This is a genomic window from Nocardia alni, assembly GCF_019038435.1.
Classification (GTDB): Bacteria; Actinomycetota; Actinomycetes; order Mycobacteriales; family Mycobacteriaceae; genus Nocardia; species Nocardia alni.
Genome location: NZ_JAGPOX010000181.1, coordinates 1 through 16994 on the forward strand (window position 1 = coordinate 1; position 16994 = coordinate 16994).

General features: G+C 66.6%; 15 protein-coding genes. 4 read left to right on the forward strand and 11 right to left on the reverse strand.

Annotated elements, in window-relative coordinates:
* Window positions 1–86: 86 nt before the first annotated feature.
* The 5 genes from JZ791_RS39355 to JZ791_RS39375 form a co-directional block, all read right to left on the reverse strand.
* A complete protein-coding gene (locus JZ791_RS39355; protein ID WP_216902288.1) occupies window positions 87–464 on the reverse strand; it encodes a DUF742 domain-containing protein in 378 nt (125 codons plus the stop codon).
* Window positions 461–886, reverse strand: coding sequence for a roadblock/LC7 domain-containing protein (locus tag JZ791_RS39360; RefSeq protein ID WP_216902290.1), 426 nt, complete (start codon window positions 884–886; stop codon window positions 461–463). The genes JZ791_RS39355 and JZ791_RS39360 overlap by 4 nt, the downstream gene beginning before the upstream one ends.
* Window positions 887–895: 9 nt before the next feature.
* Window positions 896–3229, reverse strand: coding sequence for a sensor histidine kinase (locus JZ791_RS39365; RefSeq protein ID WP_216902292.1), 2334 nt, complete (start codon window positions 3227–3229; stop codon window positions 896–898).
* A gap of 122 nt (window positions 3230–3351) precedes the next feature.
* Complete coding sequence (locus tag JZ791_RS39370; RefSeq protein ID WP_216902294.1) at window positions 3352–4245, reverse strand: DUF7064 domain-containing protein; 894 nt, start codon at window positions 4243–4245, stop codon at window positions 3352–3354.
* Window positions 4242–5732 carry a PEP-utilizing enzyme gene (locus JZ791_RS39375; protein WP_216902315.1) on the reverse strand — a complete coding sequence of 497 codons (1491 nt, stop codon included), beginning with the start codon at window positions 5730–5732 and terminating at the stop codon, window positions 4242–4244. The genes JZ791_RS39370 and JZ791_RS39375 overlap by 4 nt, the downstream gene beginning before the upstream one ends.
* A gap of 520 nt (window positions 5733–6252) precedes the next feature.
* Here JZ791_RS39375 and JZ791_RS39380 point away from each other — a divergent pair.
* On the forward strand, window positions 6253–6558 hold the full coding sequence (locus tag JZ791_RS39380; RefSeq protein ID WP_216902296.1) for a glutaredoxin family protein: 306 nt from the start codon (window positions 6253–6255) through the stop codon (window positions 6556–6558).
* Here JZ791_RS39380 and glyA read toward each other — a convergent pair whose 3' ends face one another.
* On the reverse strand, window positions 6559–7854 hold the full coding sequence (gene glyA, locus JZ791_RS39385; protein WP_216902298.1) for a serine hydroxymethyltransferase: 1296 nt from the start codon (window positions 7852–7854) through the stop codon (window positions 6559–6561).
* 264 nt (window positions 7855–8118) lie between these two features.
* Window positions 8119–9315, reverse strand: a complete 1197-nt coding sequence (locus JZ791_RS39390; RefSeq protein ID WP_216902300.1) for a DUF885 domain-containing protein — start codon at window positions 9313–9315, stop codon at window positions 8119–8121.
* A gap of 261 nt (window positions 9316–9576) precedes the next feature.
* Here JZ791_RS39390 and coaA point away from each other — a divergent pair, with 261 nt between their 5' ends.
* Window positions 9577–10509, forward strand: coding sequence for a type I pantothenate kinase (coaA, locus tag JZ791_RS39395; RefSeq protein ID WP_216902302.1), 933 nt, complete (start codon window positions 9577–9579; stop codon window positions 10507–10509).
* 31 nt (window positions 10510–10540) lie between these two features.
* Here the strand turns inward: coaA and JZ791_RS39400 are convergent, their stop codons facing one another.
* A complete protein-coding gene (locus JZ791_RS39400) occupies window positions 10541–11137 on the reverse strand; it encodes a hypothetical protein (RefSeq protein WP_216902305.1) in 597 nt (198 codons plus the stop codon).
* Window positions 11138–11254: 117 nt separating this feature from the next.
* On the reverse strand, window positions 11255–12043 hold the full coding sequence (locus JZ791_RS39405; RefSeq protein WP_438804612.1) for an isoprenyl transferase: 789 nt from the start codon (window positions 12041–12043) through the stop codon (window positions 11255–11257).
* 236 nt (window positions 12044–12279) lie between these two features.
* Here JZ791_RS39405 and trhA point away from each other — a divergent pair, with 236 nt between their 5' ends.
* Window positions 12280–12981, forward strand: a complete 702-nt coding sequence (trhA, locus tag JZ791_RS39410) for a PAQR family membrane homeostasis protein TrhA (protein WP_216902309.1) — start codon at window positions 12280–12282, stop codon at window positions 12979–12981.
* Window positions 12982–12988: 7 nt separating this feature from the next.
* Window positions 12989–14530, forward strand: a complete 1542-nt coding sequence (locus tag JZ791_RS39415; protein ID WP_216902311.1) for an adenylate/guanylate cyclase domain-containing protein — start codon at window positions 12989–12991, stop codon at window positions 14528–14530.
* Between the two features lie 9 nt (window positions 14531–14539).
* Here JZ791_RS39415 and JZ791_RS39420 read toward each other — a convergent pair whose 3' ends face one another.
* Together JZ791_RS39420 and JZ791_RS39425 are read right to left on the reverse strand one after the other, a co-directional pair.
* Window positions 14540–15148 (reverse strand): LGFP repeat-containing protein, encoded by a 609-nt coding sequence (locus tag JZ791_RS39420; RefSeq protein ID WP_308163386.1) that lies wholly within the window; start codon window positions 15146–15148, stop codon window positions 14540–14542.
* A gap of 259 nt (window positions 15149–15407) precedes the next feature.
* A partial coding sequence (locus JZ791_RS39425) for a thioredoxin domain-containing protein (protein ID WP_216902313.1) occupies window positions 15408–16994 on the reverse strand: 1587 nt, incomplete at its 5' end.

Genomic DNA, 16994 nt, shown 5'->3' on the forward strand with positions numbered 1-16994 from the left:
GAGGTGTATAAGAGACAGCCCCGAACCCGCCCGCGATCAACAGTTTGACGGCGGTCACCGCGCTGATCTCCGCGATGTTGCCGTGATCAGAGTGCACGGATGCCATCGAGTACCGCCTGCAGTAGATCCGGATCGGCGCCGCTCGAGGCCGGCGGCGGTGCCCGGAATATGACGTGCCCGGAATCGATCAAATCCGATACCAGCACTTTGACGGCCACCAGCAGTAATTTGAGGTGGGCGGCGAGTTCAGCAATCGACAGGGGTCTGCCCTGACACAGTCGCACTATTTCTCCGTATTCCCGGTCGAGTGTCGCGACCTCGGTCTCGGACCGCACGGCCACGACTAGAGTCATCATGTCCAGTTTGTGAAGATTGTTTCCGGCGCGCCCGCGGGTCACGGCGAATGGCCGGATCAAAGGGCCAGGATCCTCGTCGAGTGCCCACGGATCGCCGTCGTACTTCACGAGATGGATGACGCTCTCAAGGTCCCGGCATGGCTGCGCGGGAGCAGCGACAGTTGTTCACCGACCTGGCCCACGATGACGTTGATTTCGTAGGCGACCAGACCCAGGTCGGCATCGACCGACGCGATCAATGCCAGACACGCACCCTGCCCCGCCTCGGTGACCACCAGATATCCCTTGGCCAGCTCGATCACCGTTTGCTGCAGTTTGCCCTTGTCGAAACGCGCACCGACACCGTGGGCCAAACTGTGCAACGCCGACGCTATCGCGGCGAGGTGCTCGGTGTCCTCACGGCTCAGCCCACTCGATCTGGCCAGCGGTAAGCCGTCGGCGGACAGGACCACCGCATGCTCGGAATTCGGTACCCGATTGACGAGCTCCTCGAGCAACCAATCCAGTGAGTTGACACCCATTTCGGACATGGCCTCTCATCATCCTTTCTCGGTCATACGTGCCTCGCGCGTTCCGCGTTGAAAAGACGCCATGGAGCTACGGCGGTCTTCGGCGGAACGTTCCTGCTCCTCGGGTGTCGGCAAACCCTCGTCGGCCGGTTCCTCATCCATCAGTTCCGGGGCGAGATGGGAGAAACGCTGCCGCCTGGGCAATGGGGCCCGCGATCGGCGCGCCTGATCGGGTCGACGGTCCTCCACAATGGCAACCTTCCCGAGCGGTTCCGCCACACGCACCTCGGTTTTCCTCTCCCCGACCGGCAACTCCCCGGTCGGACCGGCGGGCACCGCGGGAAGATCCGAATGAATCATGCGACGGGGCAGCCTCGGCACCGGGTCGCTGACCGGCCGCGGCAATCCGTTCAGCGGCGAATCCGCGTCCACCCGGTCGGTGGTGAGAGCGGGGTCGAAGATATCTCCTCCCGGCGAACCGGGATCCAACATCCTGGAAGGGATCAACACGATGGCCTTGACCCCGCCATATGCCGACTCCTGCAAAGTGACCGAGATATTGTGCCTACGCGAGAGCCTGCCGACCACGAACAAACCGAGCTGCCGCTGTCCGGCGGCGGTGATCGCCTGGAAATCCGGTGGCTCATGCAGCAGCTCATTGAGCCGATCGCGCTCCTCGACTCCGATGCCGAGGCCCTGATCCTCGATCAGCACCACGACGCCGCGACCGACGACGTTGCCGTGCACCGAAACATGCGTCTGCGGTGGCGAGAACGACGCGGCGTTGTCGATCAACTCGGCCAGCAGATGAATGAGGTCGGCGACGGCGCTGCCCAGCACATTGGTCGAGGGGAGTCGAATAGCGCTGAGCCTGGCCATGTCCTGCGTTTCGGAGGCCGCGCTACGGACGATCTGCTCCAGCGGAACGGGCTGATGCCAGCGCCTGCCGGGCTGCGAGCCACCGAGGATCAAGAGGTTTTCCGCATTGCGGCGGGCTCGGGTTGCCAAATGGTCCAGGCGGAAAAGCAATTCCAGATGTTCCGGGTCCTGCTGCTTGGATTCGGCGACATCGAGCACGTCCATTTGCCTGCGCACGATGACCTGGCTGCGGTAGGCGATGTCGACGAAGACCTTGTTGAATCCGTCCCGCATCCGCGCCTCGTCGGCCGCGGCGGCCATGGCCGTGCGCTGCGCCGTGGCGAACGCCTCGGCCACCTGCCCGATCTCGTCGGCCCCGGTGTCCAGCACCGTCGCCTCGGCGTCGATGTCGACCTGCTCGCCCTCGTGCAACCGACCGATGATCGAGGGCAGTGTTTCGTTCGCCAGGCGCAGACTGCCGGTCCGCAGCGAGCGCAGGCGCCGGATCAGGCGATTCGCCAGAAATACCGCGAACAGGAGGGCGAGCAGGTCGATGGTCCCCACGCCGATGGCCGCGGTGATCGACTTGTTCTGCGCGCGCTGGGCCGCAGCGGTGACCATGGTGTTCGCGTACTGGAGATGATCCCGGAACAGGCCGATGAACTGGTCGTTGACCGCTTGCTCGGCACGCTGCCAGTCCGCGACCGGTATCCCCAGCTTGCCCCGTTCGGCCAGATCGTTCTCGGCGGTGAAGGCGATACCCCACTGCGGGCTCGTGGTGAGCTGTCGCACTCGCGCCAGATCGGCGTCGCTGAACCGGCCCATCAGCCCGTCGAACTCGTTGCGGTAGCCGCCGACCAGCAGACCGACCTGCCGCCGGTCCGCGGTGCCCAGCGTGCCCTGGAGCAGCATCGAATTCGCGATTCCTGTTGCGCGCGAGTGGAGATCGGCCATCCGGACCACATCGGCGGCGGTCATCTCCTCGGAGGCGCTGAGCGAGTCCGGGGTGTAGTGCGCCAGCCCGTCCAGACCGACGGCGAAGATTCCGACGAGTCCCGAGTACAGGCCGTCCACATCGGCCGCGGTCGCGCGATGGGTGTCCACGGCCTGCCGGACCAGAGGCATCTTCGGAGCCAACGCCATGAGCTGCCCCGTCGATTTGGTCATGGCTTGCGGACTCAGCGGCGTGACCTCCGGTGCGAGCCGGGCGACCTCCGCCATCGCCGCATCCATCGTGGCCCGCCGCGCCGGCAGGGCGGCGGCGGCCTGCGGGTCACCGGCCAGCACCGCGAGACTGACCGTCCGCTCGTTCTGCGCCGCGGTGGCGAAGGCGACGATCGGATCGAGCTCGGCGTTCAAGAACTGCGCCCACCCGCGCGCCGACCTGGCCTGTTCGGACAAATTCACGACCACGATCGAGCCCAGGGCGAGCAGCCCGATACAGGGGATCAGGGCGATGGCGAGCACCCGAACTCGAATACTGCGGCTGACGCGAAGCGCGTTCAACCAATTCCACGGGCTCCGTGCCCGAGACGACTGCTGGTTCAATCGAGCGATCCCTTGTCTGGTGAGGTGAGTTCCCGGGCCCGGTCCCCGGAGCGCAGCCGGATCATGTCGGGCAGCGGGGGCTAGCGGACCCGATGCAGGATGCCCTGTTCGAAAAAGCCTGCCGCCGTGCGCTGGTCGACCGTCAGACGCATGAAGTCGTCATAGGTACCGAACGCGGGCCCCTCGGACTCGGCGCCCATCGGCACCCAGAACCCGGCGACATGATCGGTCTGCGACACCGTGTGCTCGGCGCCGTCCGCCAGCGTCAACATGGCGCGCCGGAACCGGGCCGCGGCATCGCGGGCGAAGGTGATCTCGGTGATCGGGACGGATTGCTCGGCGGTGATGAAGAACCCTTCTCCACGAACAGTTCCGTCCGCGCCGAGGAATTTGATGGCGGACAGGAAGCTGTCGTCGGACGCGGCGACGATGCCGGCGTACTCGATCCACTGGGCGGACTCGTCGCGGAATCCCCATGTGCGGTCGCGCATTCCGTATCCGTCGACGGTGTACGACGCACCGCCGACCCGTAGCTCGCCGGTGACGGCGCATCCCTGCTCGTAATGCGTCAGCGGCTTACCGGGAACGAGCTCCGGGATGAGGCCGCCGACCGAGTAGTCGGCGGGCACGAACAGCGGGGTGTCGAGCAGATCGGCGTTCAGCTCGGGGTGCCGGACGCGGATCTCGCCGTCCAGGCCGAAATGGATGCTGTCGCTCGAAAAGGTGCCTGGCTGAAGGTGTTCGATGATCTCGACGGTATGACCGCCCGCCGAGACGCTGCACCGGGCCCGGCGACCACCGTCGCTGTTCGGTGACGTGGAGACGTGCAGGGTCGCGAAAACCGCTGCGGCCGTGTCCCAGAACGACAGATAGGCGTTGTCCTTCCAGACCGGGTCCGCCGGCCCGGCCGCGTCGGTGTGGATGGGTTCGGCGAGCGGGCCCCAGCTCGTCGTCGTGGAAACGCCGGCGCTCATTGTCGATCTCCTTCGGTCGGGTGAATGATCTCCACGCGGCCGGTGGCGCCGTCCACCCGGATCGTCGCACCGGATCGGATCACCCGCGTGCCGTTCTCGGTGTTCATGACGCACGGAATGCCGAGCTCGCGCGCCACCACGGCGGCATGGCTCAGCGGCCCGCCGATATCCACGACCAGCGCCTTGGACAAGAACATCAGCGAAACCCACGACGGATCGGTGGTGTGCGCGACGAGAATGTCGCCGGTCTCCAGCTCGGCATCGGCCGGGTCGACGACGACCACCGCACGCCCTTCGACGATGCCCGGGGACACCCCGGTCCCCCGCAGTTCTGTAACGGGTTCGACCGCAGGCTCGGCGATCGGCGATGCGATCGGGTTTCCGGTCCACGTGGTCGGGACCTCGAGCGATTCGTAGCGCAGGCGCGCCTCGCGGCGCTCGGCCACCAGCGCCGTGAAATCTCGGCCGCTCAGCGGGCCGGTGATCTCCTCGCGCGTGAGATAGAAAGTGTCATCGGGACTTTCGAGCCTCTCATCCTTGACAAGCAGCTCCCCGATGCGCCGGGCCGTCGCCCGGACGACGTCCAGAGCCTGCAGATAGGCCACCTTGCCGACACCGCGCAACGGGATGAATCGGCGCGCGATCCGCAGGAGCAGCCGCGCCCGCAGCCGCCCGAACGCACCGAGGCCGGCGAATACCTTCCGTTCGGCCGCCTCGCGTTCACGCGCCCATTCCGACTCCGCTCGGTCCGGTGCGGCGGAGTCGTCCAGTGCCCGGTACCGGTCGATGATCCGGCCGATCGACGAGGGGGCCTCACGCCACACCGACGTGGACACCTCACCCTCACCCGGACCGTGATAGCCGTGTCGCACAAGGAATTCCGAGAGCTCCAGCCGATCCCTCGACACCGCCCAGAGGTCCGACAGGACCGCGTTCTCCTCGTGCGAGCCGTGACCTCGCATCAGTTCGGCCGGATCGACGCCCACCTTGCCGGCCAGAGTGGTGAGCTGCTCGTGCACCGGCTGGATCGCGCACGCGGCCACCACGGCCTGTGCCGCGAGATTGCCCGAAAACCGGTCCATCGCTTGGCCCAGCAGCAGTTGCGCCTGCTCGAGGTCGAGGGAGGAGACACGTGAGATTTCCGCACGCCACCACGCGTCGGTGTCGCGCCGACGCCTCTCGATGTTGCGCGCGATGCTCAACAACGTACGCGGATAACGGAATGCGATCACCGGTAGTCGGCGATTCGACGGCTTGCTGACGAAATCCGGTGGTACGAAACCGAAGAAGTCGCGCGATAGCGCCTCTCCGGTCTGACCGGGGATCAAATCGCCTATCTCACAAAGAAAATCGACTCGCACGGCCATCCGGCCGTAGAAGGCGTTGGTGATCCTGTCCAGCGGATTCGCTGGAATGGCCAATTGTTCGGCGCTCAATGCCCCCATGGCATGGAACGGCGCGCGCAAGCCGAGTTCACTGGCGGGCACCCAGGCGCTCGCACACAGAGGTGTCATCACACCGGGCACTGCCTCGGCGAGATTACCCGAGCTCCACGATGCCGTGGGCAGTGATTCGCCATGCAGCGCATCGGATTTCGCACCCGGGTTCGGCACGGGGTGGGATGTGTTCGGTACCGTCAACGTCCCTGATTCCTTGGTCATCTGTCACATACAGTGCGGCACAGCCTAGGGAAATTTACTCACGTGTCAATAGATTGGCACGCCGGATGCGTTGCGGGACACGGCCAAACAGCTTGTCCAGAGATTCGCCGGTACCGATACCGATGGCACAGCTGCGCCACGACCCGAGGCGAACCACCGGCAATCGAAGCGAAAGATCCCAGTCGGGAAGAAATGCAAGCACACTTCGGTGGTTCGCTGACATATCGCTGGTTCCGGTGCACGCGATCCCACTCCCCGGCGTGTCGACACGCCGATGGTCGTCGCCGGACGGGCGAGATCGGTCCACGCCGCCCGGTCCGTCCGAAGGCGCATAAACTCATCGCGTATGGACGACAGTGGCTCGGAACTGGTTGTTTACCGGCGCCCCGGATGCCCGTATTGCGCTCGGCTGCGGCGAGTGCTGAAGCGGAACGGGGTCACATACCGGGAGATCGATATCTGGGACGACACGCAAGCCGCAGCGTTCGTGCGCTCGGTGGCGGACGGGAATGAGACGGTGCCGACCGTGGTGCTGAAGACAGCACAGAACACGAGGCATTGGGTGAATCCGGCGCCGCGGAAGTTGATCGCGGCGTGTACCGCCGATGCGCCGGAACTCATCGGCGGTACACGCCGGTTCCGCCTGTGGTGATCAGCCCAGCAGGCGCCAGTCCTCGAGACCCTCGTACAGCGGGCGGTCGGCAGCGAGCTTGCCGACCCGGGCACGCAGGGCATCCAGATCCGCGCCCCCGGCCAGGGCGCTGGCGATGATGTCGGAGACCTCGGTGAATTCGGTATCGCCGAAACCGCGGGTCGCCAGGGCCGCGGTGCCGATGCGCAGGCCGGAGGTGACCATCGGCGGGCGCGGATCGAACGGAACGGCGTTGCGGTTCACCGTGATTCCGATCTCGTGCAGCAGATCCTCACCCTGCTGGCCGTCCAGCACCGAGTTGCGCAGATCCACCAGCACCAAGTGCACATCGGTGCCGCCGGTGAGCACGGTGATGCCCTTGTCCTTGACGTCGGCGGCGGTCAGGCGCTCGGCCAGGATCTTCGCGCCCGACAGGGTGCGCTCCTGCCGTTGCTTGAACTCCTCGCCCCCGGCGATCTTGAACGCCACGGCCTTCGCGGCGATCGCGTGCATCAACGGCCCGCCCTGCTGGCCCGGGAACACCGCGCTGTTCAGCTTCTTCGCGTAATCCTGCTTGGCCAGGATCAGGCCCGAGCGCGGACCGCCGAGGGTCTTGTGCACGGTGGAGGACACCACATCGGCGTGCGGCACCGGCGAGGGATGCAGCCCCGCGGCGACCAGACCGGCGAAATGCGCCATATCGACCCACAGGTACGCACCGACCTCGTCGGCGATCTCCCGGAACGCCGCGAAATCCAGATGCCGCGGATAGGCCGACCAGCCGGCCACGATCACCTTCGGCCGGACCGAGCGGGCCTGCTTGCGCAGCTCCTCCATGTCGACCCGGTGATCCTCCTTGCTCACCTGGTAGGCGTGCACCTCGTACAGTTTGCCGGAGAAGTTCAGCCGCATACCGTGGGTCAGGTGACCGCCGTGCGCCAGGTCCATGCCGAGCAGCTTCTCGCCCGGGTTCATCAGCGCCATCAGCGTGGCGGCATTGGCCTGCGCGCCCGAATGCGGCTGCACATTGGCGAATTCCGCGCCGAACAGCTCCTTGACCCGCTCGCGCGCGAGCGTCTCCACCACATCGACGGCCTCGCATCCGCCGTAATACCGCCGCCCCGGATATCCCTCGGCGTACTTGTTGGTAAGCACGCTGCCCTGGGCCTGCAACACCGCGCGCGGCACGAAATTCTCCGACGCGATCATTTCCAGGGTGTCGCGCTCCCGGGTGAGTTCGTCCGCCATCGCGGCGGCGAGCTCCGGATCGAGTTCGGCAAGTGATTGCGAGTTGACAGAGGCGGTCGTCTGGGTCACGACGACAAGTCTAAGCGGGGCGGATATGACGACCGCATCCACTCCCCTGCCTGACCCCGACCGGATCCGCGCCGTGCTGCCCCCGACTCCGGGGCCACCCGAAGGTGGGGGTTCCCCGGCGGCGATTCGGATCGCAGACTAATTCCATGGAGCCCCAATCCATCTACATACCGGCGAATCCGATTCAGGCATTGCTTCTGGAGATCTCGCACATTTTCTGCACGATCTCCTCCGGCGGGCACTGCATCTGGCCGCAGTGACCTCTCACATTCGGCGGACCGCTCCGGGGGTCAGCGGTTCGTCGAGCAGGCGGCGGAACCGGTCGGCGCGATCGTCCTCGTCGACGGCGCGGTCGAGCCAGTCGCCGAGCAGGCGATAGCCCTCCACGTAGGTGGAAATGTAGGCCCGCCACAGCGGCGAGGACAGGAACCGCAGCGATTGGCGGGCCCGCTCGGGTGTGGACAGGCCCCACCGCTGCAGGAATTCCACGACCTCGTCGGCGTCGCGACCCCGATCGTGCAGCAGCAGCGCGGCATCCTGACGCACGCTGAGCAGTTTCGCCGAGGCGTCCGAAAGCCGTTCGGCCCGTTCGCCGTCGAAACGCAGCCCGAGATCCGCGTAGATCTGCTGGGCCCACCGGCCCCAGCCCGGGCCGACGATCGAGCGCAGCGCCAGATCCGCCAGGCCCTCGGCCATCAGGCACTGCGGGGTGTTGACCACGAACACCGTCTGCTCGAGTTGGCCCGCGCCGACCAGCCCGGCCTCCTTGCGGCAGTGCTCGGTGTGGTGGCCCGGATAGGCTTCGTGCGCGATCAGCGCCGGAAGATGCGCCATATGCTGCTTCAGGTCGGAGTTGATGGCCACCCGGGACCGGTAATTACCGAGGTAGTAGTTGAATCCCGACCAGGGCTTGTCGCCGACGACCTCGTATTCCACGCGCTCGTGATCGGGCAGCGGATAGCGAGCCCGGACGAGTTCGCGCAACGCCCCGGAGAACGCCTCCACACACTCGCTCAGCCGCTCCGGCGGAATCTCGTCGGCCTTGCGATGCGCGACGACCCGCTCGGACAGCGAGCCCTCGCCGGCGAGCACCTCATCCATGCGCCGATGCGCCTCGCGGTAGTCCTCGACCTCACCGGGCGCGATATCCACATCGAAATAGGCGCGCACCTCCTCGATGAACGAGATATCCTCGCCGGCGAACTTGCGGGCCGAGCATTCCAGGGCACGCAGATGCGCGTCTAGAAACTCGGTGCGCTGATCCGACAGACCCGCCTCGGGCAGTTCCTTGCGCAATGCCGCCGCGCGGGTGACCAACTCACGCGGCTCGGGCGCGGGTGCATCCTCGACCGCGCGCCGCAGCGCGGGGTCACCGGTGAAGGCGTCGACGAACCCCGGTTCGAGGCGATCGAAGGCCAGTCCCAGCCGCAGATAGTCCGTCACGAGCGGATGCGCGTCCATGACAGCCGACCATACCGCGCCCCACCGGCATCACCTCCGACACCGCCGCTGACCGGGGCTGGAGCAACCGGAGAGAGAAATGTCACTACAAGTTACCAGCGAGTAGCAATACCCCGCGTGCGCGGCGACGTTGGCCCCGAGGAGAATTCGCTTATGCGAGGACTGGCTACCGGATCTCACTACATCGAGGGCGATGGTGAGAACTCTTCCGTAGCGTCGTGTGCACCCAAGACATCGTGTACGAACCGAGAGCGTGGGTAAATGGCACGAATGAGTGAGCCGAGTCCCTATGTGGAATTCGACCGTAAACAATGGCGCACCCTGCGAAAGTCCACTCCGCTGGTACTGACCGAGGAAGAACTGACCGGACTGCGCGGCCTCGGTGAGCAGATCGATCTGGAAGAGGTCGCCGAGGTCTATCTGCCGCTCGCGCGGTTGATTCATTTGCAGGTGGCCGCGCGGCAACGGTTGTTCGCCGCCACCTCGACATTTCTCGGAGAAACCCATCCGGAACATCAGGTGCCGTTCGTCATCGGCATCGCCGGTAGCGTCGCGGTCGGCAAATCCACTACGGCGCGCGTGCTCCAGGCGCTGCTGGCCCGCTGGGATCACCACCCGCGAGTGGATCTGGTCACCACCGACGGGTTTCTGTACTCCACCGTGGAACTCACCCGGCGGGGCATCATGCACCGCAAGGGATTTCCGGAGAGCTACGACCGCCGCAAACTTCTGCGTTTCGTCACCGAGGTGAAATCCGGTGCGCCGGAAGTGTGTGCGCCGATCTACTCGCATATCGCCTACGATATTCTGCCCGATCAGTTCCACTGTGTGCGCCAGCCCGACATCCTGATCATGGAGGGCCTGAACGTTCTGCAGACCGGACCGCGGTTGATGGTCTCGGATCTGTTCGATTTCTCGGTATACGTCGACGCGCGGATCGAGGATATCGAGAAGTGGTATGTGAATCGTTTTCTGTCGCTGCGTAAAACGGCCTTCGCCGACCCCGATTCGCACTTCCACCACTACGCCAAATTCGACGATCAGGAGGCGACGATCGCGGCGCAGGAGATCTGGAACGCGACCAACCGGCCGAACCTGGTGGAGAACATCCTGCCCACCCGCCCGCGCGCAACCCTGGTGCTGCGCAAGGATTCCGACCACTCCATCAACCGAATCCGCCTGCGCAAACTCTGATCGCTGTTTTCGGCCGGGATGACGTGGGGCGCTAGATCTTCCAGGCCGCGTCCAGCCGGCTCGCGACATCGATCTCCCGCACCGCGGCGATATGCGGTTTGCGGATCTCGCGGGCCACATACCGCGCGATGAACCGCCGGATCTCGTGGTCCACGCTCGCCAGGATGCGCAGCAGCTGCCCGCGCCGGGTCGCCGTCGCGACGTTGATCCGCACGTCGCTGGGTTCCGGCTCGGCGATGTCGATGATCACTCGCAGCGGTTCGGCCGTGCGGACGGTGAGATGGACGTGCACCGCGCCCTGGACCTCGAAGGTGTGCCGGTCGACGGCCAGGTCGAGCAGCAGGTCCACATTCAACGGAATCGCCAGCTCGAAGGTGATGTCCCCGTCCACATTCCGGTACAGCGACGGTTCACCGAGCTGAACCTGCGCACTGACCTTGGCGATTCGCCCCGGCCCAACCCCGATCGGACCGAAATTGAATGCCGCACCGGTCAATTGGGCGAAGGCGGATGCGATCCGCTGCTCGGAGGCGGCGTACTCCAGGAATCGACGCCCGAACTCCTCGTAGCTGATGTACGGCATCGAGGCTGATAGGTCCGCCGTGCCACGCTGCGCGGTCTCACTCATGTACTGGACGGTACCCAAGAACGAACACCCGCGCCCAGACCGTCGGATAATGAAACAGATCCTGGGCCGACACGTTATATCCAGGCACAACCCGCCCGCCGGGGATACCGCGCGCCCCTACACCCCGTATCGACGATGCCGTGCGGCATAGTCGCGCAACGCCCGCAGGAAATCCACACGCCGGAACTCGGGCCAGTATGCCTCGGTGAACCAGATCTCCGAATATGCGCTCTGCCACAGCAGGAATCCGGACAGGCGCTGCTCACCCGAGGTGCGGATGACCAGATCCGGATCCGGCTGGCCGGAGGTGTACAGATGCTGGCCGATGGCGTTGACGGTGATCGACTGAACCAGATCCTCCCCCGTCTCGCCGGCCGTCATCTCCTGCCGGACCAGCGATCGCACCGCGTCGGCGATCTCCTGGCGGCCGCCGTAGCCGATCGCGACGTTCACGTGCACGCCGGTGCGCCCATGGCTCTCGTCGGCGGCCTTGCGCATGCGCGTGGCGACGTCCTCGGGAAGGCCGTCGAGCGCGCCGACGATCCGCACGCTCCAATTCTTTTCCGGCGCCGACAGCTCCTCCACCACGTCGGTGATCACCTCGAACAGGATCTCCAACTCGTCGGGATCGCGGTTCAGATTCTCGGTGGACAGCAGATAGACCGTCACCATCTCGATGCCGACCGAATCGCACCATGTGACCAATTCGGCGATCTTGAGCGCGCCCACCCGGTGCCCGTGGCTGACGTCGGTGAATCCGTTTTCCCGGGCCCACCTGCGATTACCGTCACATACCACCGCGACGTGACGCGGATGCTGTCTGCCCGCGAGCTGTTGGGACAACCGTGCCTCATAGATGCGATATGGCAGCTCACGCACCTGACTTGCAAGCCTCACGGTTGCCAACCCTACGCCCCGGGTATCCCCCGACTCCGGATGCACCATCGCCCACCCCGACCCAGGACGTGTCATCTTCGGCACGACCGGCCGGGCACGTAACTTACGGTACCGTAGGTTACTCCACAGGAACCGCGGCCGACATGCAACGAGGAAACAATGGACACGCACTCACCGGATGGATCGCCGGTCGTACGGCACGGCGGTAGCGGCCGAGTACCGGCGACGACCGACGGGACACGGCGATGAGCGACGCCATCAATCCCGCCGACGCCGTGTTCGAGCTGTCCGAATCGCTGGCGCGGATCCCGATCAAGCCCCGCATGCGCGGTTGGATCCACACCTGGGCCGTCGGCATCGCCGCGATCGCGGCGATCGTGCTGACCGTCGTCGCGTTCGGGCGATCGGCGACCGCGGGCTGGTCGACGCTGATCTACGGCCTGACCATCTGCGGAATCTTCGGCGTGAGCGCGACCTACCACCGGGTGACCTGGTCCAGCACGCGTGCCCGCACCCATATGAAACGGGCCGACCATTCGATGATCTTCCTGTTCATCGCGGGCACCTACACCCCGTTCGCGCTGCTGGGACTGCCCCACCGCACCGGGATCACGCTGCTGGCGGTGGTGTGGGCGGGCGCGCTGGCGGGCGTCGCGCTCAAACTGCTGTGGCCGACCGCACCGCGCTGGGTGGGCGTTCCGCTGTATCTGGTGCTGGGCTGGGCGATCGTGCCGGTCGCCGCGACGATGACGCACGACGTGGGCGTGACCCCGATGATCCTGCTGCTGATCGGCGGTCTGGCCTACAGCGGCGGCGCTATCCTCTACGCCGCCAAGTGGCCCAATCCCTGGCCCGCGACCTTCGGACACCACGAGTTCTTCCACGCGGCAACGGTTCTGGCCGCGCTGTGCCACTACGTCGCGATCTGGCTGGTCGTCCTGCGATGATCGTGTCATGGTGAACCGGCTGATCCTGTGGGCGCTGCGGATCCGCTGGGGGCTGTCGCTGGTGGTGATGGTCTGCAACCTCAGCGGCCTCGGCGTCATCGTCATGGAACTGTGGCTCAGCGGATTCCTGTCCCGGCTCGGCCCGGAGTGGATGACCGCGACGACGCAGACCGCGATCTATCCGACGCTGGGCGCGCTGGCTGGGATCTGGCTGGCCGTGCGCGATCGCTCGCACTACTTCGGCTGGCTGGACGCCGGGCGCAAACCCACCGAGGCCGAGGCGCGACGGCTGCTGAACCTGCCGATGGCGATCACCCTGCGCGCACTGGCCATCTGGCTGCCCGGCGTGGTCATCGCGACGGTGATCTTCGCCCAGGCGGTGCCGACGCGATCCATCGCGGTGGTCGGGGCGATGTTCGCCCTGGGCGCGTTCGAATCGGCCGGATTCACCCTGCTCATCGTCGACCGGCTGATCCGCCCGACCATGCCGACCGTCGCGTCGGTGCTCGGCGGCACCATGCACTGGAGTTCCTCGGTGCTCAACCGGATCGTGGTGTCGTGGATCGTCTCCGGAGCGATGCCGCTGCTGATGCTGATCACGGTCCTGGCCGACCCGGTCGCCGCGGCCGGCGACCGCATCCGCACCGCGGTGTACATGTCCCTGGTGGGCCTGGTCGTCGGGGCGATCGCCACCGCCACCCTGTCCCGCGCGGTGGCCCTCCCGCTGCGGATGCTGCGCCGCGCACTGGACCGCATCGCGCGCGGCGACCTCGATGTGCGGGTGCCGGTCGGCAGCGCGAGCGAGATCGGGCGGCTCGAGCATTCGGTGAACGAGCTGGCGGAGAACCTGTCCGAGCGCGAGCGGATGCGCGATATGTTCGGCCGTCACGTGGGTACCGAGGTGGCCGCACGGGCGCTGGCGGGCGGAATGGACCTCACCGGCGATGTACTGGTGGTGACGGCGCTGTTCGTGGACGTGGTCGGGTCGGTGGCGCTGTCCACGGGTCTGGCGCCGCGCGAATTCGTGGCCAAGCTGAACCGGCTGCTGTCCATCGTCGTGGCGGCCACCGAGGACAACGGCGGGCTGGTCAACAAGTTCGAGGGCGATGCCGCGCTGTGTATCTTCGGCGCGCCGATAGCCTTGCGCGACAACGCGACTCCAGCCCTGCGCGCCGCGCGCCGGATCCGGGACGAGGTCGCGGCCCTCGGCGAACTCGATATCGGCATCGGCCTGGCCCGCGGCTCGGTCTTCGCCGGTGACGTCGGCACCGATACCCGCCTGGAGTTCACCGTGATCGGCGACGCGGTCAACGAGGCCGCCCGGCTGACCACCGAGGCCAAGGCGGTGCCGCGGCGAATCCTGGTCAGCCGCAGCGTCATCGAGGCGGCGTCGAGTAACGAGAGCGCGGGATGGGAACTGTACGAGACGTTGCTGTTGCGCGGGCGCACGCAGACCACCGATTGCTGGACCGATATCGCGGCGGACAGGAAAGCCGATGCGGTGCGGGAACAGTCGGTCAGTCCGGTATCGCAACCGGAGGTGTCCTAGGGGGTCGGCTCAGGCGTGCCAGGTGATGGTGCCGCCCTGGAAGTCCTGCGCCTTGCCGCCGCCGTCGGTGTCGTATTCATCACTGGTGGGGTAGCCGTAATGGCCCTTCTCCGCGCCGTTGCCCTGCCAGATGCCCGCGATATCGCCCCACACCGCGTGCGCACCGGTGTCCTGCGACCAGTAGATGACCCCGCTGGGGAACATGTTGTAGCGGCCCTGGCCGTCGTTGCCCGCCGGGTGCTCGTCCGACAGCGGGAAGCCCAACGGGCTCTTCTCCCAACCCAACTGGGCATATCTGTCACGGATCAGACCGCAGATGTCGTGCGCGTCGGTGCCGACGGACCAGTAGATCGAGCAGCCCTTCTGGAATGCCTGGAATCGGCCGCCCTTCGCCGCCGACTCCGGGCCGGCCGGGTTGCCGAAGAAGGCCGCGCCGCCGTCCCGGTCGTACGCCTTCTCGATGGCCCCGCCGACATCGAAGGTACCGACCATCCGCGCCTGCGCCGGGCCCGCAAACGTTACAGTGGCGAATACCACGGCCGCGGCGCCCGCGGCCAACGCCAGTACTCCACTGCTCGAGGGTCTGGACGAACGCTTCCCACCCGATGCCTTTATCACGTGAACTCCCTGCTCCGACGCCTGACGGCGACTGCCGCCCAGGCTATTTTTCCGGGAGCCGAGGCAGTGGGCAAGCACGTGTCCGTTATCCGCACGGCGTTCATGCCTGATCGCTATATAACGGCACTGCCAGGGACTTCTCGAGTATCGGGCGACGCGGTCGATCACACGCGGCGCGGCGCGGCCCAGACCGTTCGCGGGGGCGGTGCCGGGCACGTCGTTGCGCGACGATTGTGCGGACTTCGAGCGCGCCCGGCGATCACACGCCGCTCGATTCCTGGGCGATCAGTGCCGCGCGCAGGGCAGCGGCCTCGGTGCGCGGTAGGTCACAGACGGAGTGACGGCAGACGTAGGCGGCCGCACGATCGCCCACCGGTGGCCGATCCGCCAGCAACGGTGTCGAATTGGTTTGGCCCGCAACGATAACCGTGCCTCCCGGGGCGTGACGACGGGCGGTGGCGACCAGATCGTTCGCGGCGGTATCGGTGGCGCCGCCGTCCGGCAGCGAGATCGCGATCTCGAGCGGACCCGCCTGGGCGGCCTCGGCCACGGCGAGCCAGTGACCGCCCGCACGAGGTGCGCGGTCCAGCACGATCGCGGCGCGGTCGAGGGTGGCTCGGGCCAGCTCGCGATAGTGGGCCGCACGGGACGGCTCGCTCAGGGACGATGCCGTCAGCAGGGCCTCGGCGAAGGCGGACGCGCCGGACGGAGTCGCACCGTCCATGGGGTCGCGGGGCCGGGAGATCAGGGATTCGGCGTCGTCGGCGGTGTCGAACCAGCTGCCAGGCTCGGCATCGTCGGCGAAATGGGTTATCGCGGTGTCCAGCAGGCGTTGCGCCTGTGTCAGCCAATCGAATTCACCCGTGGCTTGGTGCAGGGCCAGCAGGCCGGTGCTCAGCCAGGCGTAGTCCTCCAGCACGCCGGGCGCCGAACCGGTCGCCCCGCCGAGCGAAGCGCGCCGCAGCCGACCGTCGATCACGTGCTCCGACACCATCATTCGCGCGCAGCGGGCCGCAGCCTCGATCAAGTCCGCGCGCCGGTGCGCCGCGCCCGCCTCGGCCAAGGCGGTGATCGCCATCCCGTTCCAAGCGGTGACCACCTTGTCGTCGCGCGCGGGCTGCGGACGACGATCGCGGGCCTGCCGCAACAGATTTCGGACCCGCTCGAAGCGTTCGGATCCAGGCGTGGCATCGGATCTCGGCAGCGTGAGGGCCGAGGCACCGTGCTCGAAGTTGCCGCGCTCTGTCACACCGAAAACCCCTGCCGCCCAGACACCATCGTCGGGCCCGAGGACCTCGATCAGCTGCTGCGGCGTCCAAACATAGGTCGCCCCCTCGACTCCTGGGCCATGCGGATCCACCGGGGTGTCCGCATCCAGTCCGGAGGCGAACCCGCCAGATCCTGTACCCATATCATCGAGGATGAACCGGGCCGTCTCGTCCATGATCCGTTCCGGCAGTTCGCCATCGGCGCCATCGGACGATCCGAGCCGAGCCAGATGCGCATAGACGCGCAACAATTGGGCATTGTCGTAGAGCATCTTCTCGAAATGCGGTACCACCCAGGCGGCATCGACCGAATACCGGGCGAACCCGCCGCGCAACTGGTCGTAGATCCCGCCTCGCCCCATGGCGACAGCCGTAGCGACAACGGCCTCCCGCGCCTGCGCGTCCCCCGTCCGCTCGACATGCCGCAACAACCCCTCCAGCATCGCCGACGGCGGAAACTTCGGCGCCCCACCGAATCCCGCGAACCGCGGATCCACATCCCGCAGCACGGCCGCCACCGCCCGATCCAGCAACTCCGCCGTCACCACCTCCTCCCCCTCGGGCAACCCACCCGACTG

Bases quoted from the DNA above. Each gene is read 5' to 3' on its own strand.
- JZ791_RS39370 (WP_216902294.1), bottom strand. From the start codon at position 4,245: ATGAGCGCCGGCGTTTCCACGACGACGAGCTGGGGCCCGCTCGCCGAA.
- JZ791_RS39415 (WP_216902311.1), top strand. From the start codon at position 12,989: ATGGTGAACCGGCTGATCCTGTGGGCGCTGCGGATCCGCTGGGGGCTG.
- trhA (WP_216902309.1), top strand. From the start codon at position 12,280: ATGAGCGACGCCATCAATCCCGCCGACGCCGTGTTCGAGCTGTCCGAA.
- JZ791_RS39380 (WP_216902296.1), top strand. From the start codon at position 6,253: ATGGACGACAGTGGCTCGGAACTGGTTGTTTACCGGCGCCCCGGATGC.
- JZ791_RS39390 (WP_216902300.1), bottom strand. From the start codon at position 9,315: ATGGACGCGCATCCGCTCGTGACGGACTATCTGCGGCTGGGACTGGCC.
- JZ791_RS39400 (WP_216902305.1), bottom strand. From the start codon at position 11,137: ATGAGTGAGACCGCGCAGCGTGGCACGGCGGACCTATCAGCCTCGATG.
- coaA (WP_216902302.1), top strand. From the start codon at position 9,577: ATGGCACGAATGAGTGAGCCGAGTCCCTATGTGGAATTCGACCGTAAA.
- JZ791_RS39360 (WP_216902290.1), bottom strand. From the start codon at position 886: ATGTCCGAAATGGGTGTCAACTCACTGGATTGGTTGCTCGAGGAGCTC.